16 protein-coding genes and 1 riboswitch are annotated in these 19,314 nt (G+C 72.4%); of the genes, 6 read left to right on the forward strand and 10 right to left on the reverse strand.

Annotated features, from left to right (window positions below):
* Positions 1–96: 96 nt before the first annotated feature.
* On the reverse strand, positions 97–1,725 hold the full coding sequence (locus AC3RJ6_RS17825; RefSeq protein WP_491428471.1) for a peptide ABC transporter substrate-binding protein: 1,629 nt from the start codon (positions 1,723–1,725) through the stop codon (positions 97–99).
* 206 nt (positions 1,726–1,931) lie between these two features.
* On the opposite strand from AC3RJ6_RS17825, the gene AC3RJ6_RS17830 reads away from it, so the two are divergent.
* Positions 1,932–2,756, forward strand: a complete 825-nt coding sequence (locus tag AC3RJ6_RS17830; protein WP_491428472.1) for a CPBP family intramembrane glutamic endopeptidase — start codon at positions 1,932–1,934, stop codon at positions 2,754–2,756.
* Here the strand turns inward: AC3RJ6_RS17830 and AC3RJ6_RS17835 are convergent.
* Positions 2,698–3,195, reverse strand: a complete 498-nt coding sequence (locus AC3RJ6_RS17835; RefSeq protein ID WP_491428473.1) for a hypothetical protein — start codon at positions 3,193–3,195, stop codon at positions 2,698–2,700. The genes AC3RJ6_RS17830 and AC3RJ6_RS17835 overlap by 59 nt on opposite strands.
* A 190-nt stretch (positions 3,196–3,385) precedes the next feature.
* On the opposite strand from AC3RJ6_RS17835, the gene AC3RJ6_RS17840 reads away from it, so the two are divergent.
* A complete protein-coding gene (locus AC3RJ6_RS17840; RefSeq protein WP_491428474.1) occupies positions 3,386–3,580 on the forward strand; it encodes a hypothetical protein in 195 nt (64 codons plus the stop codon).
* A 7-nt stretch (positions 3,581–3,587) separates the two neighbouring features.
* Here AC3RJ6_RS17840 and AC3RJ6_RS17845 read toward each other — a convergent pair whose 3' ends face one another.
* From AC3RJ6_RS17845 to AC3RJ6_RS17855, 3 genes are all read right to left on the reverse strand, one after another.
* A complete protein-coding gene (locus AC3RJ6_RS17845) occupies positions 3,588–4,103 on the reverse strand; it encodes a COG4315 family predicted lipoprotein (RefSeq protein ID WP_491428475.1) in 516 nt (171 codons plus the stop codon).
* Between the two features lie 157 nt (positions 4,104–4,260).
* On the reverse strand, positions 4,261–4,965 hold the full coding sequence (locus tag AC3RJ6_RS17850) for an anti-sigma factor family protein (protein ID WP_491428476.1): 705 nt from the start codon (positions 4,963–4,965) through the stop codon (positions 4,261–4,263).
* The gene (locus tag AC3RJ6_RS17855; protein WP_491428477.1) at positions 4,962–5,492 is read right to left on the reverse strand and encodes a sigma-70 family RNA polymerase sigma factor; all 531 of its coding nucleotides are present in this window, start codon (positions 5,490–5,492) and stop codon (positions 4,962–4,964) included. The genes AC3RJ6_RS17850 and AC3RJ6_RS17855 overlap by 4 nt, the downstream gene beginning before the upstream one ends.
* Before the next feature lie 100 nt (positions 5,493–5,592).
* On the opposite strand from AC3RJ6_RS17855, the gene AC3RJ6_RS17860 reads away from it, so the two are divergent.
* On the forward strand, positions 5,593–6,120 hold the full coding sequence (locus tag AC3RJ6_RS17860; RefSeq protein WP_491428478.1) for a DUF2231 domain-containing protein: 528 nt from the start codon (positions 5,593–5,595) through the stop codon (positions 6,118–6,120).
* 78 nt (positions 6,121–6,198) lie between these two features.
* Here the strand turns inward: AC3RJ6_RS17860 and gcvP are convergent, their stop codons facing one another.
* The 3 genes from gcvP to gcvT all read right to left on the reverse strand — a co-directional run bounded on the left by gcvP (position 6,199) and on the right by gcvT (position 10,732).
* Positions 6,199–9,102 (reverse strand): aminomethyl-transferring glycine dehydrogenase, encoded by a 2,904-nt coding sequence (gene gcvP, locus AC3RJ6_RS17865; RefSeq protein ID WP_491428479.1) that lies wholly within the window; start codon positions 9,100–9,102, stop codon positions 6,199–6,201.
* Between the two features lie 12 nt (positions 9,103–9,114).
* Positions 9,115–9,486: a glycine cleavage system protein GcvH gene (gcvH, locus tag AC3RJ6_RS17870; protein WP_491428480.1), complete on the reverse strand. Its 372-nt coding sequence runs from the start codon at positions 9,484–9,486 to the stop codon at positions 9,115–9,117.
* A 70-nt stretch (positions 9,487–9,556) separates the two neighbouring features.
* On the reverse strand, positions 9,557–10,732 hold the full coding sequence (gene gcvT, locus AC3RJ6_RS17875; protein WP_491428481.1) for a glycine cleavage system aminomethyltransferase GcvT: 1,176 nt from the start codon (positions 10,730–10,732) through the stop codon (positions 9,557–9,559).
* 220 nt (positions 10,733–10,952) lie between these two features.
* A riboswitch (glycine riboswitch) is annotated at positions 10,953–11,064 on the reverse strand.
* A 157-nt stretch (positions 11,065–11,221) separates the two neighbouring features.
* Here gcvT and AC3RJ6_RS17880 point away from each other — a divergent pair.
* Complete coding sequence (locus AC3RJ6_RS17880; RefSeq protein WP_491428482.1) at positions 11,222–14,467, forward strand: hypothetical protein; 3,246 nt, start codon at positions 11,222–11,224, stop codon at positions 14,465–14,467.
* Positions 14,468–14,510: 43 nt separating this feature from the next.
* Here the strand turns inward: AC3RJ6_RS17880 and AC3RJ6_RS17885 are convergent, their stop codons facing one another.
* A complete protein-coding gene (locus AC3RJ6_RS17885) occupies positions 14,511–16,520 on the reverse strand; it encodes a multicopper oxidase family protein (RefSeq protein WP_491428483.1) in 2,010 nt (669 codons plus the stop codon).
* A 34-nt stretch (positions 16,521–16,554) separates the two neighbouring features.
* Complete coding sequence (locus AC3RJ6_RS17890) at positions 16,555–17,046, reverse strand: DUF6220 domain-containing protein (RefSeq protein ID WP_491428484.1); 492 nt, start codon at positions 17,044–17,046, stop codon at positions 16,555–16,557.
* A gap of 208 nt (positions 17,047–17,254) precedes the next feature.
* Between AC3RJ6_RS17890 and AC3RJ6_RS17895 the strand changes: the two genes are divergently transcribed.
* On the forward strand, positions 17,255–17,959 hold the full coding sequence (locus tag AC3RJ6_RS17895) for an NUDIX hydrolase (RefSeq protein ID WP_491428485.1): 705 nt from the start codon (positions 17,255–17,257) through the stop codon (positions 17,957–17,959).
* A complete protein-coding gene (gene nadA / locus AC3RJ6_RS17900; RefSeq protein ID WP_491428486.1) occupies positions 17,956–19,314 on the forward strand; it encodes a quinolinate synthase NadA in 1,359 nt (452 codons plus the stop codon). The genes AC3RJ6_RS17895 and nadA overlap by 4 nt, the downstream gene beginning before the upstream one ends.

A 19,314-nucleotide genomic window follows, 5' to 3' on the forward strand; every position in this document is an offset into this window, starting at 1 on the left:
GGCCGCAATCACAGAGTTGTTCGGATATCAGCATGATGTCCGGGGCGGCGACGCCCCGGACATCATGCTAGACGGGATTATAGACGAGGTGTCGTCTTAACCCTGCGCCTTGGTGATCTCGTGGTACAGCGGAACCGAGTCCCAGCCGAACTCCACGTTGTCGACCGTGTCGGCCGAAACGCCGGTCACGTTCGAGTACCACAGCGGGATGGCGGGCAGGTCCTGCAGGAGGACCTCTTCAGCCTTCTGGTAGGTCGCCGTGGCGTCCTCGGGCGTCGCGGCGGTGGCGCCCTCCTTCAGGAGACCGTCGAACTCCTCGCTCGAGTAGCCCTCGTAGTTCGACCCGGCACCGGTCTGGTACAGCGGCGCCAGGAAGTTGTACATCGAGGGGTAGTCGCCCTGCCAGCCGGCGCGCGTGCCACCGGTCAGCTTCTTGTTCTCGCGGTCGTCGAGGGCCGCGGCGAACGTCGGGTACGGCTTGCCCACGGCCTGGATGCCGAGGGTGTTGGAGATCGAGTTCACGACCGCGTCGACCCAGGCCTGGTGGCCGCCGTCGGCGTTGTACGCGATGTCGAAGACCGTCTCGCCGTAGGGCGAGATCTTGTCGGCCTCGGCCCAGAGCTTCTTGGCCTCCTCCGGGTTGTACTGGAGCACGTCGGCGCCCTCGAGGCTGTCCGACCAGCCCGCGATGACCGGCGAGGTGAAGTCGCTGGCCGGGGTGCGGGTGCCCTGGAAGATCACGTCGGTGATCTCGTCGCGGTTGATCGCCATCGAGATGGCGGCGCGACGGAGCTTGCCCTCGTCACCGCTCCAGTGCTCGAGGTAGTACGGCATGTTGAAGCCCTGGAAGATGGCAGCCGGCTGGTTGACCGCACGGTCGCCGAACTCGTCCTCGTAGGTCGCGAACGCCGAGTCGGGCACAGCGTCGAGCACGTCGAGGTTGCCGGCCTGCACGTCGGCGTAGGCCGCGTCCTGCGAGGCGTAGAAGACGATCGTCAGACCGCCGTTCTTGGCCTTGCGAACACCGTCGTAGTCGGGGTTCGTGACGAGCTTGATGTTCTCCTCGTGGGTCCAGGCGTCGTCACCGTCGAGCATGTACGGACCGTTGCCGATCGGGTGCTCGCCGAAGGCCTCCATGTCGTCGAACGCCGACGCGGGGAGCGGGTAGTAGGCCGAGTAGCCGAGGCGCAGCGGCCAGTCGGCCTCGGGCGCGACGAGGTCGACCGTGAAGGTCTTGTCGTCGACGACCTTGAGGCCGGTCAGCTCCGAGTCCTCGGTGTAGCTGAAGCCCTGGATGTCGTCGAAGAAGTACGAAGCGCTCTGCGCGTTGCTGAACTTCGCGCCGTAGTTCCAGGCGTCGACGAACGACTGCGCGGTGACGTCGGTGCCGTCGGTGAACTTCAGGCCGTCCTTCAGGGTGACGGTCCAGTGCTGCTTGTCGTCGGACTCGATCGACTCGGCGGCGTCGTTCTCGATCTCGCCCTCAGCCGTGTACGACACGAGGCCCGAGAAGATCGAGGTGACGATCTTGCCGCCACCGGTCTCGGTGGTGTTCGTCGGGATCAGCGGGTTCTGGGGCTCGGAGCCGTTCGTCGTGATGATCGCGGTCGGGTCGCCGGCGGCCTCGGTGGACTCGCCCCCGCCGCCGCTCGTGCAGCCGGTGAGCACCAGTGCGCCGGCAGCAGCAAGAGCAATGGCGGCAGCGCCGATTCTCTTGTTCTTCAATGTTCCTCCTGTGAGATGTGCGCGGAACGGCACGGCTCTTGGCCGGGCTGTGCGCTTCGTGGTGCCAGACTACGAATCGTTCCCTGAGATGCAAAGTCGAGACGGAAACCGTTACCGAGGCGCAACCTAGCGACCGGGGAGGCGGCATATTCCGCCACGATCACGCACGATCGTTGCGCGACGACCGCCCGTGCGATGATTACGGCATGTCGGATGCACGACCACTGCACAGCCCGCATGCAGGCGAACCCAAGGTTCGTGGTCTCCGCGCCCGTTGGGCGTTCCGTCTGCGGGTCGAGATCGCGATCGTGCTCGGGCTCTCGCTCGGGGCGTCAGCGGTCTACTCGATCGTGTCGATCGTCGCCCGCATGACCGACGAGACCCCCCTCGCGAAGCAGTCGGCCGCCATCAACCAGTCGCGTTCGAGCCGCGAGTGGCTCGACTTCACGTACCAGTTCCTCGACGTGTTCTTCGGGCTGTTCGTCGTCGCGCTCGCGCTGTACCTGCTGTGGCAGCCGACCCGCAGCGGGTTCCGCCGGATCGGCTTCGACCTCACGCGGCCCGGGCGGGACGCGGCATCCGGTCTCGCGCTCGTGCTCGTGATCGGCGTGCCCGGCCTCGCGCTCTACGCCCTCGGCCGGGCGGCGGGCATCACCGTCACGGTCGTGCCGTCACCGCTCGACACGCACTGGTGGACGGTGCCCATCCTCGTGCTGGCCGCCCTCAAGGCCGCGCTCACCGAGGAGGTCATCGTCGTCGGCTACCTGTTCACGAGGCTGCGCGAACTCGGCGTCGGCCCGTGGGCGACGATCGTCTCGAGCGCGCTCCTGCGCGGCACGTACCACCTCTACCAGGGCTTCGGCCCGTTCGCGGGCAACGTCGCGATGGGCATCGTGTTCGGCTGGTGCTACACGCGCTGGGGACGCACGATGCCGCTCGTCGTCGCGCACTGGGTGCTCGACATGGCGTCGTTCATCGGGTATCCCCTGGCGGTCGCGTGGTGGCCGGGGCTCTTCGCTCCGCCCGCCTGAGCACCGGGCGCGCGCCGTGTGCGCGACGCCGCGTGACGATCAGGGCGCGGATGCCTCCGGCGAGCCGCCTGCGCGCCGCTGCGCGCCTCGGGGCGAGGTGCCGGCCCGTCGGGCCGGGAGGCGCCTCGGCGACGACGACGGGCGCGTCGACGACGGCCTCCGCCCGCTGCGTCGTCCGCTCGCGCGGCGACGGCGTCGACTCGGACTCGAGGTCGCCGGACAGGCTCATGCGACGGGACGGCGTGCACACGACGCCGAGGTAGCCGCCGCGCGCGTAGTCCATCACGTCCTGCGCATGACGCATGGCCTCCGCCGACTCGCCGACGCTGCCGCGGCGACGGATGCGCTGTTCGATTCCGGCCGTGTCGGCCGTCGCGACGCTCACGATGACGAAGGTCGCGATGATCGCGATGCCTGCGATGACGTCGATGCCCGGCATGCCGCACCTCCCCGTGCGAGTCCTTCGCGGGCCGCCCGAAACGAGAGGTCCGAGAGATTCTCAGTGTACTCCCGGGGCCCGCGTTCGGGAGGGCACTGATCCGCCGGGTCGCGCTGCCGACGAGCATGGGCGAACGCCCCGGCACGGGGCTCCCGCCGGCGCAGCCGGCCCGAGAGAGGAACCGAGAACCATGAGCATCGCCGCAGCCTTCGCCGCCGGCCGCCTCGCCGCCCGCGCGACCGACCGTCGCCACGGGGCGACCGAGGCCGAGGTGCGAGCCGCCGAGCGGCGCGTCGCCGCACGACGCGCCGCCGCCGCGCCGTCCGCCCGCGCGGGGCGCGAACTCACGGAGCGCGGTCGCCACCTGGCGCCGCGCCCCGCGTGAGCACGGCTCAGCCGCTGATCTTGTCGCCCGCCGGGCTCAGCACCCACCAGACGCCGCCGACGCCCTGGCCGTTCACGTCACCCGCGGCGCCGTCGCCCGCGTACGTGTAGAGCGGCCACCCGTTCAGCGTCACCTGCGTGGAGCCGTCGACACCCGTGATGGTGCCGACCTCGCCCGTGACGCCCTCGACCTCGGGCGTCGCCGAGTCGGTCGTCACCGCCGGCCAGTTCGTCGCGCACTGCCCTTCGCAGCTGCTCGAGTCACCGCCCTGCGTGTCGGTGTCGAACATGTAGACGGTCATGCCCTTCCCGTCGACGACGATCTCGCCGAGCGAGGAGTCGGCGGTCGCGAGCGCGGCCCCCGACGAGGCCGCCCCGGTGTCGGGCGCCTCCGTCTCGGTCTGGGCCGGAGTGGCGTCGCCGCCGTACATCGACCCGCCCGAGTCGGAGCCCGAACCCGTGCATCCGGCCAGGGCGGCGACGAGGCCGACGGCGGCGATTGCGGTCACGATGCGCAGTTCCATGCGGAGTCCCTCTCTCATCCGATCGGCCGCTGACGCGGCTCTCCCCTGAGCACGAGACGGAGCCGGGAACGGTTCACCACGGCGCCGTCCGCGCTCGCGCACCGGCGCACTCGAGCGCCGGCCGCACTCGAGCACCGGCCGCACTCGAGCGCCGGGCTCACTCGACGGCGCCGCGCATGAGCACGTCGCCGCTCCCGATCGCCCGGATCTCGAGCGAGGCGATCTCGTCGAGGTCGAGCGCGGCGCCCGCCGACAGCCGGGCGTCGGCACCCGGGCTCGCCTGCCAGCTCGAGACGTCGGCCCGTTCGCCGTCGCGGCCGACGACGACGAGGGCGTACGGCCAGCGATCGGTCGAACCGCCCGACGCCTCGGTCTCCGCGTAGCGGCAGTCGAGCTCGATCCTCGTGCCCCACGCGACCTGCGTGAGCTTCGCCGTCGCGACGAGCGGAACCTCGGCGACGGGTTCGAACGCGACCGACTCCGACGGGGCCGGTGCGCGGGTGAGGGCGACCGGAACCGCGATCGCCGCGACGAGCACGACGGCCGCGGCCGCCGACGCGAGCCACCACGTGCGGGCGCGGCGGCGCCGCCTGCGGCGGTCCTCGAGCCGGACGACGTCGAGGAGGTCGTCGCGGGGGCCGGATGCCGCGAGGCCGCCGGGGCCGTCGTCGAGCAGCGCCCCGGCCCGGTCGGGCGAGAGGCGTGCGAGCAGACCCGGCATCGGCGCGAGCTCGGCGACCGCTCGCCGGCATTGCTCGCACGACTCGAGGTGCTGCTCGTACTCGGCGCGCTCGGCGGGCGAGAGCGCGCCGAGCACGTACGCGGAGTCCCAGTCCGCGAAGCGCTCGTGATCCGGGTTCATCGCGTCACCCCCTTCTCCTGCAGCGCGAGGCGCAGCGCCCGAAGCCCGTAGTGCAGGCGGGACTTCACCGTACCCTCCGGGATGCCGAGGCGCCGGGCGACCTCGGCCACGCTGCATCCGCCGTAGTACGCGTGCACGATGACCGCCCGGTGCTCGAGCGACAGGGTCACGAGGGCCTCCTCGATCAGGAGGCTCTCGAACAGTGCGTCGGTCGCATCGCGCCCCGTCGGCTCCGGCGTCTCGGGAGCCTCGGCGACGCCGACCTCGTGTCGGCGTCGTGCGCTGCGCGCCTCGTCGATGACGAGGTTGCGGGCGACCGTGATCATCCACGACCTGGTCGACGCCGGCTCCTGGGCGAGGATGCGGGGCGTCCGCCAGGCGCGCAGCAGCGTCTCCTGCACGATGTCGTCGGCGCCGGCGGCGTCGCCCGTGAGATGCACGACGTAGCGCCACACCGACGGCCCGTGCGCCTCGTAGAGCGCGACCAGCCGGTGGTCGTCGTCGAGCGGGTCCTCGCCGGGTCGCATCCGTCACCTCCTGCCTGCTGCAGGAAGAACGAGACCGCGCACCGATCGGTTCACCGCGCGCACCGATGAACCCGTCGGCCGCGCACGACGTGTTCTCGGCATGGATCCCACCGCCGTCGCACCGCTCGCCGCACCCGTCGCCGCCGACGACCTCATCCAGGTCGCCGGCCTCCCGCTGCATCCGCTCGTCGTGCACGCGGTGGTGGTGCTCACCCCGCTCACGGTACTCGCACTGCTGCTCGGCACGTTCTGGCCGCAGGCCAGGCGCCGCCTCGGCGTCGTCACCGCGATCGGCGCGGCGATCGTGCTCGTACTCGTGCCGATCACCGTGCTCGCGGGACGCTCGCTCGCGGCTCGGCTCGGCCCGATCCCCGCGGTCGCCCGGCACCAGCAGTTCGGCGAGATGCTGCTGCCGTGGGCGATCGCGCTGTTCGTCGTCGCCGCGGGCCAGTGGGCCTGGTTCCGCTTCGCGGACGAACGCGTGCGGCGGGACTCGCCCGGCGCCGCACGCGCGGTGCGCATCGCACTCGCCGCGGCATCCGTGATCGTGGGCGTCGGCACGCTCGTGCTGCTCGTGCTGATCGGCGACTCGGGAGCCCGCGCCGTCTGGGGCGGGCTCACGAGCTGACCGATTCTCACTCGCGCGCGTGCGCGCGCGAGCGCTGCACCCGCGCGGATGCAGCGGGTGCAGCGCTTGATGCGGCGCTTAGGCGAAGGCCTCCACCGGCGGGCAGGCGCACACGAGGTTGCGGTCGCCGTACGCCTGGTCGATGCGGCGCACCGGAGCCCAGTACTTGTTGCGCGCGAGCGAACGCACCGGGTACACGGCCTGCTCGCGGGTGTACGGGTGGGTCCACTCCCCCGCGATCGCCGACTCGGCGGTGTGCGGGGCGCCCCGCAGCGGGTTGTCGTCGGCCGGCCACTCGCCTCGGCCGACCGCGTCGGCCTCGGCCTTGATCGCGACCATCGCCTCGACGAAGCGCTCGAGCTCGGCCAGGTCCTCCGACTCGGTGGGCTCGACCATGAGCGTGCCCGCGACCGGGAACGACATGGTCGGCGCGTGGAAGCCGTAGTCGATGAGGCGCTTCGCGACGTCGTCGACCGTGACGCCGGTCTCGGCCGTGAGCGGACGCAGGTCGAGGATGCACTCGTGCGCCACGAGCCCGTTCTCGCCCGTGTACAGCACGGGGAAGTGCTCGCGCAGGCGCGACGCGACGAAGTTCGCCGCGAGCACCGCCGAGGCGGTCGCCTGCTTGAGGCCCTCCGAGCCCATCATGCGCACGTAGGCCCACGAGATCGGCAGGATCGACGGGCTGCCGTACGGCGCGGCGGAGACCGGTCCGCCGCCGTGCACGAAGCCGCCGGCGTGGTCGGCGCGCTGGGCCATCGGGTGGCCGGGCAGGTACGGCGCGAGGTGCGCCTTCGCCGCGACCGGACCGACGCCGGGGCCGCCGCCGCCGTGCGGGATGCAGAACGTCTTGTGCAGGTTGAGGTGCGAGACGTCGCCGCCGAAGTCGCCGAACCGCGAGTAGCCGAGCAGGGCGTTGAGGTTCGCGCCGTCGACGTAGACCTGGCCACCGGCATCGTGCACCGCCTGGGTGATCGACTTGACCTCGTGCTCGTAGACGCCGTGGGTCGACGGGTACGTGATCATGAGGGCGGCGATGGATGCCGCGTGCTCGGCGATCTTCGCGCGCAGGTCGTCGAGGTCGACGTTGCCGAGCTCGTCGGTCGCGACGACGACGACGCGCATGCCGGCGAGCACGGCCGAGGCCGCGTTCGTGCCGTGCGCGCTCGACGGGATGAGGCACACGTCGCGCTCGCCCTCGCCGTTCGCGCGGTGGTAGCCGCGGATCGCGAGCAGCCCCGCGAGCTCGCCCTGGCTGCCGGCGTTCGGCTGCAGCGAGACGGTGTCGTACCCGGTGACCTCGGCGAGCCACGACTCGAGCTGCTCGACGAGCCCGAGCGAGCCGACGACGTCGGCCTCGGGCGCGAACGGGTGCAGGTTCGCGAATGCGGGCCAGGTGACGGCCTGCATCTCGGTGGCGGCGTTGAGCTTCATCGTGCACGAGCCGAGCGGGATCATGCCGCGGTCGAGCGCGTAGTCGCGGTCGGCGAGCAGCTTGAGGTAGCGCATCATCTGCGTCTCGGAGTGGTGCGTGTTGAACACGGGGTGCTCGAGGTACGGCGACGTGCGCCGCAGCGCCTCGGGGATCGCCGTCTCGCTCGGCACGCGCTCGGCGGCCGCGTCGGTCGTCGGACGCTCGTCGGGACCGCCGAAGGCGCGTGCGACGAGGTGCAGGTCGGCGAGGGTCGTCGTCTCGTCGACGGAGACGTACACCGTCGCCTCGTCGGCCTCCCAGAGCAGCACGCCGAGGTCGCGACCCCGGTCGACGACGTTCTTCGCGAGTCCGGGCACGTGCACGGCGAGCGTGTCGAAGTACGCGTCGTGCGCGACGTGCTGGCCCAGCTCCTCGAGCCAGCCCGCGAGCAGCCTCGCCTTGGCGGCGGTCTGGGTCGCGATCGCCCGGATGCCGCGCGGCCCGTGGTACACCGCGTACATCGACGCCATCACGGCGAGCAGCACCTGCGCGGTGCAGATGTTCGACGTGGCCTTCTCGCGGCGGATGTGCTGCTCGCGCGCCTGCAGGCTGAGCCGGTACGCGGGGTGGCCCGCGGCGTCCTGCGAGACGCCGACGAGGCGGCCCGGCATCTGCCGCTCGAGGCCCTTGCGCACCGCCATGTAGCCGGCGTGCGGACCGCCGAAGCCCATCGGCACGCCGAAACGCTGCGAGGTGCCCACCGCGACGTCGGCGCCGAGCTCGCCCGGGCTCGTGATGAGCGCGAGCGCGAGCAGGTCGGCGGCGACCACGGCGAGCGCGCCCTGCGCCTTCGACGCGGCGATGACGTCCGCCGGGTTCCAGACGCGCCCCGAGGCGCTCGGGTACTGCACGAAGATGCCGAAGTGCTCGCCGAGGGCGGAGACGTCCGTGCCCTCGGAGAGCTCGACCTCGAGGAGCTCGATGCCGACCGCCTCGGCGCGCGAGACGAGCAGCGCCTTCGTCTGCGGCAGCGCGTCGGCGTCGACGACGAAGCGGTTCGACGTCGACTTCGAGCCGCGGCGCGCGAGCAGCATGGCCTCGACGACCGCGGTGCCCTCGTCGAGCATCGACGCGTTGGCGATGTCGAGGCCGGTGAGGTTCTCGACCATCGTCTGGAAGTTGATGAGCGCCTCGAGGCGGCCCTGGCTGATCTCGGGCTGGTACGGCGTGTAGGCCGTGTACCAGCTCGGGTTCTCGAGCACGTTGCGCTGGATCACCGCGGGCGTCACCGTGCCGTAGTAGCCGAGGCCGATCATGGGCGTGCGCACGGTGTTCTGGCCGGCGAGCGCCGCGAGCTCGGCGAGCGCGTCGCGCTCGGTCGCCGCGGCCGGGATGGCCGAGTTCAGGACCTCGCCCATGCGGATCGACGACGGCACCGCCGCCGACATGAGCGCGTCGAGCGAGTCGTAGCCGAGCTCGGCGAGCATGAGCGAGTGGTCGCTCGGAGTGGTGCCGATGTGGCGGCGCCCGAAGGCGTCGAGATCGAAGGCCGACGAAGGCGAAGTCATCCGGGTGGTTCCTTACTCTCCGGTGAGGGCGACGTACTCGTCGCGGGTGAGCAGCTTCGGCAGGTCGCCGACCTTGACCTTGACGAGCCAGCCCTCGCCGAACGGGTCGCTGTTGACGAGCTCGGGCGCGTCGATGACGGCCTGGTTCGCCTCGACGACCTCGCCGTTCACCGGCGCGAACAGCTCACCGACCGACTTCGTCGACTCGATCTCGCCGACGACGGTGCCCTCGGTGATCGCGGTGCCGGCCGACGGCAGGTCGACGTAGACGACGTCGCCGAGCTTCTCGGCGGCGTAGTCGGTGATGCCGATCGTCGCGACGTCGCCGTCGACGACGACCCACTCGTGCTCTTCGGTGTACTGGAGGGCGTTGAGGTCGGTCATGGGGTGCTCCTTGTGGTGTCGGATGACTCGGGGTTGCGCCGCACGCCCACTCGGGCCGGCGGCGCCGGGATCAGGACGCGCGCTTGTAGAACGGCAGCGCGACGACGGTGGCGGGGATGCGCGTTCCGCGCACGTCGACGAAGAGGCCGGTGCCCTGCTCGCTCGAGGCGGGGTCGACGAAGGCCATCGCGACGGGGTGGCCGAGCGTCGGCGACAGCGCGCCGCTCGTGACGACGCCGACGCGGGTCGCGTCGGGCCCGGCTCCGTCGTAGACCTCGTAGTCGGCGCGGGCGGCACGGCGACCCTCCGCGGCGAGGCCGACGAGCACGGGGGCGCCGTCGGCCGGCCCCTGCTCGATCGCGGCGCGGCCGACGAAGTCGCCCTCCTTCGAAAGGGCGACGACCCGGCCGAGGCCGGCCTGCACGGGCAGGATGTCGCGGCTGAGCTCGTGGCCGTAGAGCGGCATGCCCGCCTCGAGCCGGAGCGTGTCGCGGCTCGCGAGGCCGCACGGCACGACGCGCGGGCCGCCGGTCTCGGTGAGCGCGTCCCACAGGCGCGAGGCCAGTTCGGGCGCGACGTAGAGCTCGAAACCGTCTTCGCCGGTGTAGCCGGTGCGCGCGACGAGCACCGGCTGGCCCTCGAACGTGGCCGGGAAGGCGCGGTAGTACTTGAGCGCGGCGATCTGCGCGTCGAAGTCGTCTTCATCGTTGCCGGGTCCGTCGACGCCGAAGCCCGGCGTCTCGAGCAGCACCGCGCGCGCGTCGGGGCCCTGCAGGGCGACGAGGGCGATGTCGTCGCTCTCGTCGGAGACGAGCGTGTCGAAGCCCGCGGCGCGGGTGCGCAGCTCATCGGCGACGACGGCCGCGTTCGACGCGTTCGCGACGACCATGTACCGGTCGTCGCCCGTGCGGTAGACGACGAGGTCGTCGATGATGCCGCCGTCGTCGGCGAGCAGGAGCGAGTACTTCGCCTGGCCGACCTCGATCGCCGACAGCTTGCCCGCGAGCGCGTGGTCGAGCGCGGCGGCGGCCTCGGGGCCGACGAGCACGATCTCGCCCATGTGCGAGAGGTCGAAGATGCCCGACGTGGTGCGAACGGCGTGGTGCTCGGCGAGATCCGACGAGTAGCGCACCGGCATCTGCCAGCCCGCGAAGTCGGTGAAGCTCGCGCCCGCCGCGCGGTGCACGGCGTCGAGCGGGCTGCGGCGCTCGTCGGCGGGGGTGGTGGTACCGGGGTCGTTCGTCACGAGTTCTCCAGACTGGCCGACGGGCGGTGTCGGCGCGGTCGCGATTCGTGCGGCGGATGCCGCATGAGAACTCCCCCTCTGTCATGAGCCTGAGAGTTTCACGCGATGACGCGCTTTCACCGTGGGCGGCCCCGCGCGCAATTCAGAGATCTCGAGACGCGTCGCCTGCGGCGGCGCTCGATCTGCTCCGCGCTCCGCGCGGAGCACTTTTCAGAGCGGCCTCGTCATCGCGGTGTGTGACCTGAGAGATTGGCAGGGAGGCTTGCTCCTTCGGTGCCGGGCGGCCTGTTCGATCGAACTGAACGAGGCTCCGGCTCTCCCGCGACGCGTCGATGGCCCGGTATGAGGTTGTACCGAGATCCTAGCAGCGACGGGCACAGCCGACCGATGCTGTCCCCCGCCGTCCCCCGTACGCGGTACGGACGGCCGAGGGCGCCGGGCGATAGCCTCATCGCAAAGGGCACGGTCGAGCTTGGGCGGGTGATGCTGGTGGCGCAGGAACGTGCGCGCGCGACGATCGAGGGCGACCGGACGGAGGTCGACCTCGAGGCGGCGCGCCCCGCTTGGCCCGGCATCGGCGACGGCACGTGGAAGCGGACCGCTCGCACGCTCTCGCTCCTCGCCGCCGTGCTGCTCATCGCGGTCGCGCTCGCCGAGCTCGATCGACTGATCGCGAGCGTTCCCGACCACCAGGGGCACAGCCACTCCCTGAACCTCCTGCTCGGCCCGCTCGGACCGTTCCAGCTCGACAGCTGGGCCGCCTGGGCCCGCATGCCCTGGCACGCCGATCTCGGCGGGTGGATCATCCTCTCCGCCGTGCTCGACCTCGTCATGGTCGCGGCCTACGCCACGCTCCTGCGCGGCCTCGTCCGGAAGGCGCCGGCGGGGGTGCGCGTCGTGCCGACGGTGGCGCTCTTCACGATCGTCGGCGCCGAACTGCTCGAAGACGTCCTGCAGATCGTCGCCGGCATCACCGTCGCGAACGGCCTGCAACCCGCTTCCGCCGCGGTCGGTTCGGTCATGGTCTGGGCGACGGCGCTCAAGGTGCTCGGGTTCGTCGTCTTCACGGTCGCGGTGCTGCGCATCCCGGCCTACCGCCGATGGCTCGGGAGCCGGACGGCACGGCTGGGCCGCGCGATCTGGGTGCACCGGCTCGCCGCCCTCGCGATCGTCGTGCTCCTCGTGCTCGCCTGCATCCCGGCGGCCGACCTCCTCGACCAGCTGCCCGACGTGCAGCGCCAATGGGCCGACGGTGCGGTCGGCGCATGGCACGCGTTCGCCGCGATCGTCGCGATGCTCGTCACCGGCGCCCTCGCGCTGGCGCTCGGCCGGCGCCGCACCCGGTACATGATCGAGACCCGTGTGCACGGCTGGGTCGGCCGGCCGACCCCGAAGCCGTTCGACGCTGCGCTCCCCTGGCTCATCGCTCCCATCGCGCAGGTCGGTCTCGCGATCACGACCATCGCGATCGTCGGCCCGATCGATCCCGACGGCGGGTTCTCCGTGCACCCGCCGACCTTCATCGCGGTGCTCGTGATCGAGCTCGCGATCGCGGCGTCGGCGGCGTTCGGCGCCCGCTGGGTCGACCGGCGACCGGAGCAGCCGCGCCCCGCCTCGGTCGAGCGCGCCGCCGACAGTTGGATCGTCGGCGACTCGCTCGCCGCCGTCGTGCTCGTCGTCGGCGCGGTCGGCGTCGTCCGTTCCTTCCTCGTGCCGCTCGTGCTCGGCGGCTCGGCGGCGGGGCTGCTCGGCTGGGCGCTCGTGCCCATGTCGGCGGGCGTCGCGGTGCTCGCCCCCTTCGCCGTGATCGCGTTCGCCGATCGCTCGGCGTTCGGCCGGAAGGCGATGCGCATCGGCCGGCTCGATCCGACGGTCCACCGGCCCGCGGGCGAGGGCCTGGTGTCGCGCGCCGGGCTCGTCGAGTGGATCGCCCTGATCTCCGGCTCCGCGGCGCTCGTCGCCGCGATGCTCTGGCCGGCTCAGCTCGGGGCGGCGCTCGGCGCCGTCGCGGTCGTCCTCCTCGCCCTCGGGGCATGGGTCGCAGTGCTCGGGGCGTTCACGCTGATCCTGCAGTCGCGCACGCTCGTGTTCCCCTTCCGGGTGCTCAACATGAAGGCGAGCCCCGTCATCGCGCTCGCGCTCGTGATGCCCCTCGCCGTGAACGTGGCCCTCTCCGCCGTGCCGTGGGGCTGGTCGGACACGGCGCTGCATCGCGTGCACGTGTCCGACGACGACCCCGACCCGAATCCCGTGAAGGCCGATGCGCTGGCCGCAGAGCTGCGCGCCATGCGCGCCGACACCGGGTGCGTCTACGTGGCCGAGGACGGCACGCGCATCAGGCCCGTCTTCCTCATCGCCGCCGAAGGCGGAGGCATCCGCGCCGCCTACTGGACCGCATCGGTGCTCGATGCCCTGCCCGGGTGCGCCGCGAAGTCGGGACTCGTCGCGAGCGGCATCAGCGGGGGCTCGGTCGGGCTCGCCCTCGCGAGCTCGGCGGGCACGAACCCGACCGGCACCGACTCCCTCGTCGACTCGGCGGCGCGGCTGTCGGCGCCGGGCGCCGTCTCGACCGCGGCGCTCGCCCTCGTCGTCGGCGACGCCGTGGCGGGCGGGTGGGGCGTGCACATGCCGTCGTACCTCGCGCCGTCGGACACCGAGGACGACCCCGGCTGGCGCTGGCGCGACCGGGCGGCGCTCATCGAGTCGTTCTGGGAGCAGGGCACGGCGCTCGGCGAGCCGTTCTCCAACACGATCGACCCGCGCACCGGGGCCCTGCTCATGAACTCGGCCGACGTCGTCACGAAGTGCCGGCTGCTCGTGCAGCAGGCACCGGTCACGGCCGAACGCGCCGCATCGGATCTCGCCCCCGCCGGCGGTGCCGTCATCGGGCCGTGCGACGGGACGGGCGGGCTGCCGTCGATGCTGCAGTTCGGCGAACTCCCCGGCGTCGCGGGCGCGAAGGACGCCGCGAAGTGCCTCGCCGGCCTCGACTGGTCGACGGCCGCGATGCTGTCGGCCCGGTTCGCGGTCATCACCCCGACGGGGAGCATGCCCGGGACGGGGCCGTGCGCCAAGGTCGGCGGGCGGGCGGGCGCCCAGTTCGTCGACGGCGGGTACGTCGAACCGACGTCGCTCGCGACGATCGCCGACATCGCCCCGGCACTCATGAAGGTGTTCGAGGACGTGAACGCGCAGTCGTCGTCGAGCACGAAACTCGTGCCGGTGCTGCTCTATCTCCGCAACTCGCAGGGCTACGACCTCGTCACCGACGTCACGCGCGCCGAGGCCGAGCCGCTCGCCCCGATCACCGGCAACGCCGCCCGCGTCCGCCTCACGGCGCAGGACGCCTGGATCCAGCGCATCGCGCTCACCCTTCCCGAAGCCTGCCCCGAGGACGACGACCGATGCCACGCCGCCGTCGACGCGCTGATCGGCGAGAAGGGCCGCATCGACGGCGGCGTCGTGGTCGTCGCACCCGCCTCCGAGCCCGCCGTGGTGCCCCCGCTCGGCTGGGCGCTCTCCAAGGCGAGCCGCGACCGGTTCACCGAGGCGCTCAGCACGGCGGCGCACTGCGGGCAGGACTCGGCCGGCGAACGGGCCGCCGCGAGCAGCCACTACCCCGGTCTCGACAAGCTGCCGCGGCTCTTCGAGAGCGACGACTCCGCGGCCGAGCTGGGAGCGGAGATGTGCGAGCGCATCGACGCCCAGCGAGTGACTTCCGCTCCCGGCGAGTGAGCGGCGGGCCGCGGCATTCGCGATCGAAGCCCGCCCGCGTCGCTCACTCCGGGCGGTTGCCGTGCGCGTCGTGCTCGAACGGGCTCGTGACTCCCGCGTAGGCGAGCGTCATCATCATGCCCTCGGCCGCGTGCTCGAGGTTGTGGCAGTGGTCCATCCAGATGCCGGGGTTGTCGGCGACGAGGAGCACCTGCCACACCTCGCCCGGCCGCACGTCGACCGAGTCGAGCCACAACGGTGCGCCGCTCGCGGCGACGCCGTCGCGCGAGAGCACGAGCACGTGGTGCCCGTGCACGTGCATCGGATGCGGTTCGAAGCCGCGGTTCACGATCGTGAGGCGCACGACGTCGCCCTCGTGCACGGCGATCGGGTCGATGTGCGGGAACACCCTGCCGTCGACCGTGTACGCGTACCTCGGAGCACCGCCGACGAAGCGCGGCAGGCGGTCGAGCACGAGCTTCGCGTCGACGTCGGGCGCCGTCGCGGCGAGGCGCGCGGCCTCCGGGTCGGGTTCGCCGTAGCCGAGCAGGTCGAGCTCGGGCACGGCCGACGGCACGGGCAGCGCACGGTCGGCGTCGCTCGCGGCCGACGTCGTGTCCGCGGCATCCGCCTCGCCGGGGACGAAGACGAGGCCGGCCTCGGCCGAGCGATCGATGCCGAGCGCGACGCGCGCGTCGGGCATCGTGAACTCGAGGTCGATGCGGCCGCCCGCCGGGAGCCGCAGCGAGCGGTCGGCGACGTCGACGCCCCCGGCCAGGTCGCGGCCGTCGACCGCGACCACCCGGAACGGCGCGCCCGCGAGACGGACCGCGAGCGGCTCCAGGTCGGTGTCGGCGATGCGCACGCGCACGCGGGTCCCCGGCGCGACCGTGCGCGACGGCGCGAGCGCGTGCTCGCCGACGACGACGTGCGATCCGAAGGTGTGCACGGGTGCCACGACGTCGAGCACGTCGGCTGCCGCGCCGTCGGCTCCGGCTGCATCGTCTCCGGCCCCGTCGGCCGAGCCTGCGGCGGCGCCGGCGGGTTCGACGACGAGCATGCCGTAGAGCCCCTTGCGCACGCCCTCGGCCGAGCCCTGGTGCGTGTGGTACCAGTAGGTGCCCGGTACGTCGGCGACGAAGCGGTACTCGAACGAGTCGCCGGGCATGACGGCGTCCTGGGTGACGCCCGCGACGCCGTCCTCGCCGTTCGGCACGTCGACGCCGTGCCAGTGCAGCGTGGCGCCGGCGGCGATGTTCTCGTTGCGCAGGGTGACCTCGACGAGGTCGCCCTGCCGCACGCGGAGCTCGGGGCCGGGCACCTGCCCGTCGAACGTCCACGCGTCGACCGTCGAACCGTCGTCGAGCACGACGAGCGAGCGCTTCGCGGTGAGCGTGAAACGGTCGGTGCGTCGGTCGGGCTCGGCGGGCGTGCGCAGGTCGGCGACCGAGACGGATGCCTCGCCCGGGGCGCCGCCCACGGCGCCGGTGCCGTCCGACGCGCCGGCGGCGAGTGCGTGGTGGCCCGGCGCGGCCTCGAGCGTCGGCGAGGCCGTGTCGGCGAGCCAGACCCAGCCCAGCGAGCCGGCGACGGCGATCGCGCCGAGTCCGGCGAAGCCGGCGATCGCACGTCGATCGCGCCGGGCCTCGACGGCCCAGGTCGTGCCGATCGCGAACGCGACGACGACGAGCAGCACGAGCGTCGGCACGACGCGAACGGGGCCGCCGACGAGCCACGTCTCGGCGGCCGCGGCGGTGGTCGCGATGACGGCGCCGATCAGTGCGACGCGCGCAGCGACGTCGTCGGCGTCGCGGCGACGACGCGCGAGCCCGATGACGCCCGCGACGCAGCCGGCGACCGCGAGCGGCAGCCCGACGAACAGCTTCTCGTCGGCGAACGCGAGGTCGCGCAGGGCGAGTGCGACGGCCGGCGCGACGGCGAGCGCGACGGCGAGGCATCCGCCGAGTGCGAGCCATCGCGGCGCGCGACCGCCGGTCGTCGCGGCGGCCGCCCACAGGCCGGCCGCCGCGATGATCGCGATGCCGTACAGGGCGAGGAGGGCTGCCGTGGTCATCGGGCATCCCTCCTCGCCGTGGTGGTTCCGCGGGTCAAGCGACGCTCGAGGCCGCGGACTCGGTCTCGGTCGCGGTGTCGGCGGCGGGCAGCGACGGCTGCGACGGCGAGCCCTCGCGGACGAGCTTGCGGGCCCGGAAGAACAGGGCGACGCCGAGCACGATGATGAGCGCGCCGTTGAGGCCGTGGAGGCTCACGGTGAGGATCGCCGGAAGCGGCACCGAGGAGCTCTCGGGCCCGACGCCGAAGATGACGCCGGTCAGGATGAAGATGAGCAGCTGCAGCACGGTCAGCAGGAAGACCGTGACGGCCATCCAGACGGTGCGCTTGCCGGCTCGCGCGAGCGCGGCGAAGACGATCAGGGCGAGGGCGAGCACGCGGAGCACGATCTGCCCGTTGATCGCGTGCAGGCCGAACGCCTCGTCGTCGCCGGCCTCCATGCCGAAGGTGCCGAACGCGGCGAGGTAGACCTGCAGCATCGCATCGACGACGAACAGGACGGTGGTCACGAGGAACGCCTTCTTCATGGCGCGCCTCCTTTCGGGTTGGGTGGGGTGGTTGATGGGACGCCTCGATCGTGCTCGCGCTGCGCCGGCCGGACATCAGTGCCGACCCCGAGTCGCGGTCAGCGGCGTCACCGAGTTCGCCTTCTGGTCAGATTGACTGTAAGCTGGCGTCGAATCGGGTTCGAGTCATGCTGACCTGAACCCGCCGATGCCGGGAGGGAGTGACCGCATGCCCCACGCGAACGACGCTCCGACGCGCCTCGCCGTGTCGACCGTGATCTTCGCCCTGCGCCCCGATGCCTCGGGCGGGGCCGTGCTGTGGACGCCGCTCGTGCGCCGTACCCGCGAACCGCAGCTCGGGCTCTGGGCACTGCCGGGCGGATGGCTCCCGGTCAACGAGGAGCTCGAGGTCGCCGCCGCCCGCACCCTGCGGGCGACCACCGGACTCGCGCCCAAGTACCTCGAGCAGCTCTACACGTTCGGCGAGGTCGACCGCTCCCCCGACGCCCGGGTCGTCTCGGTCGTGTACTGGGCACTCGTGCAGAGCGACGAGGCGGCCCGCGCCACCGCGGGACCGAACGTGCGCTGGGTGCCCGCCGACACGCTGCCCGGGCTCGCCTTCGACCACAACCGCATCGTCGAATACGCCCTGTGGCGGCTCCGCACGAAGGTCGAGTACACCGAGATCGCGCACGCGTTCCTCGGCGAGACGTTCACGCTCGCCGAGCTGCGCGAAGTGTACGAGGCGGTGCTGCAGCGGCCGCTCGACCCCGCGAACTTCCGCCGCACGATGATCGCATCGGGCCGGCTGCGCGAGACCGGCGAGCTGCTCGCCGGCGCGGCCCACCGGCCGCCGAAGCTGTACCGCTACGTCGCCTCGCCCCGAACGGGCGAGGCCCGAGAACCGTTCCAGAGCGAGAGGCCCGCCTCATGACCATCACGACACCCGACACCCGCCGCGCGGCATCCGTCGACCGCAGCCTGCAGCTCATCGCGACCGGTGCCGCCCGGGGAGCCAGCTGCGCGCCCGAGCTCGCGAAGGGTCCGTGGGAGTTCGACGCGGGCCCCGCCGGCTACGGTCCCGGCGCGTCGATGGGCGACGTCATCCCCACCGGGTCGCCGCGCCAGGGCGCCCTTCCCGAGGCGTACCGCCGGGCCTCCGACGAGGAGCTGCACGAGCGCATCCGCGCGGCGAAGGCGACGCTCGGCGACCGCGTCGTCGTGCTCGGCCACTTCTACCAGCGCGACGAGGTCGTGCAGCACGCCGACTTCGTGGGCGACTCCTTCCAACTCGCGAACGCCGCGCTCACGCGGCCCGACGCCGAGGCGATCGTGTTCTGCGGCGTGCACTTCATGGCCGAGACCGCCGACCTGCTGTCGCGGCCCGACCAGGCGGTCATCCTGCCGAACCTGGCCGCGGGCTGCTCGATGGCCGACATGGCCGACCTCTCGAGCGTCGAGGAGTGCTGGGAGCAGCTCGAGTCGGTCTACGGCCCGCTCGACGTCGAGGACGCCTCGGGACGGGTGCCCGTCGTACCCGTGACGTACATGAACTCCTCGGCGGCCCTCAAGGGCTTCGTCGGCCGCCACGGCGGCATCGTGTGCACCTCGTCGAACGCCCGCACCGTGCTCGAGCAGGTGTTCGAGCGCGGGCAGCGGGTGCTGTTCTTCCCCGACCAGCACCTCGGCCGCAACACCGCGAAGGCGATGGGCGTGCCGCTCTCGCAGATGCCGATGTGGAACCCGCGCAAGCCGCTCGGCGGCTCCTCGGCCGAGGAGCTCGCCGACGCCCGCGTCATCCTCTGGCACGGCTTCTGCTCGGTGCACAAGCGGTTCACGGTCGACCAGATCGCCGAGGCCCGGGCGACGCACCCCGGCGTGCAGGTCATCGTGCACCCCGAGTGCCCGATGCCCGTCGTCGACGCGGCCGATGCCGCCGGCTCGACCGACTTCATCGTGAAGGCGATCGCGGCGGCCCCGGCGGGCACGACGTTCGCGATCGGCACCGAGATCAACCTCGTGCAGCGCCTCGCCGCCGAGCACCCCGAGCACACGATCTTCTGCCTCGACCCGGTCGTCTGCCCCTGCTCGACGATGTACCGCATCCATCCGGGCTACCTCGCCTGGGTGCTCGAGGAGCTCGTCGCGGGGCGCGTCGTCAACCGCATCACGGTCCCGTCCGACGTCGCGGAGCCGGCGCGGCTCGCGCTCGAGCGCATGCTCGCGGCGAAGCCGCCGGCCGCCGCGCCCGCCCCGACGCCGGCGACGCCGGTCGAGACCGGAGCCTGA

Source organism: Agromyces cucurbitae (assembly GCF_058349945.1).

Excerpts from the sequence above, each read along its gene's own strand:
- gcvP (WP_491428479.1), bottom strand. The coding sequence starts at position 9,102 with ATGACTTCGCCTTCGTCGGCCTTCGATCTCGACGCCTTCGGGCGCCGC.
- AC3RJ6_RS17860 (WP_491428478.1), top strand. The coding sequence starts at position 5,593 with ATGGATCCCACCGCCGTCGCACCGCTCGCCGCACCCGTCGCCGCCGAC.
- AC3RJ6_RS17830 (WP_491428472.1), top strand. The coding sequence starts at position 1,932 with ATGTCGGATGCACGACCACTGCACAGCCCGCATGCAGGCGAACCCAAG.
- AC3RJ6_RS17885 (WP_491428483.1), bottom strand. The coding sequence starts at position 16,520 with ATGACCACGGCAGCCCTCCTCGCCCTGTACGGCATCGCGATCATCGCG.
- AC3RJ6_RS17845 (WP_491428475.1), bottom strand. The coding sequence starts at position 4,103 with ATGGAACTGCGCATCGTGACCGCAATCGCCGCCGTCGGCCTCGTCGCC.
- AC3RJ6_RS17835 (WP_491428473.1), bottom strand. The coding sequence starts at position 3,195 with ATGCCGGGCATCGACGTCATCGCAGGCATCGCGATCATCGCGACCTTC.
- AC3RJ6_RS17850 (WP_491428476.1), bottom strand. The coding sequence starts at position 4,965 with ATGAACCCGGATCACGAGCGCTTCGCGGACTGGGACTCCGCGTACGTG.
- AC3RJ6_RS17840 (WP_491428474.1), top strand. The coding sequence starts at position 3,386 with ATGAGCATCGCCGCAGCCTTCGCCGCCGGCCGCCTCGCCGCCCGCGCG.
- AC3RJ6_RS17855 (WP_491428477.1), bottom strand. The coding sequence starts at position 5,492 with ATGCGACCCGGCGAGGACCCGCTCGACGACGACCACCGGCTGGTCGCG.
- nadA (WP_491428486.1), top strand. The coding sequence starts at position 17,956 with ATGACCATCACGACACCCGACACCCGCCGCGCGGCATCCGTCGACCGC.
- AC3RJ6_RS17895 (WP_491428485.1), top strand. The coding sequence starts at position 17,255 with ATGCCCCACGCGAACGACGCTCCGACGCGCCTCGCCGTGTCGACCGTG.
- AC3RJ6_RS17890 (WP_491428484.1), bottom strand. The coding sequence starts at position 17,046 with ATGAAGAAGGCGTTCCTCGTGACCACCGTCCTGTTCGTCGTCGATGCG.
- gcvH (WP_491428480.1), bottom strand. The coding sequence starts at position 9,486 with ATGACCGACCTCAACGCCCTCCAGTACACCGAAGAGCACGAGTGGGTC.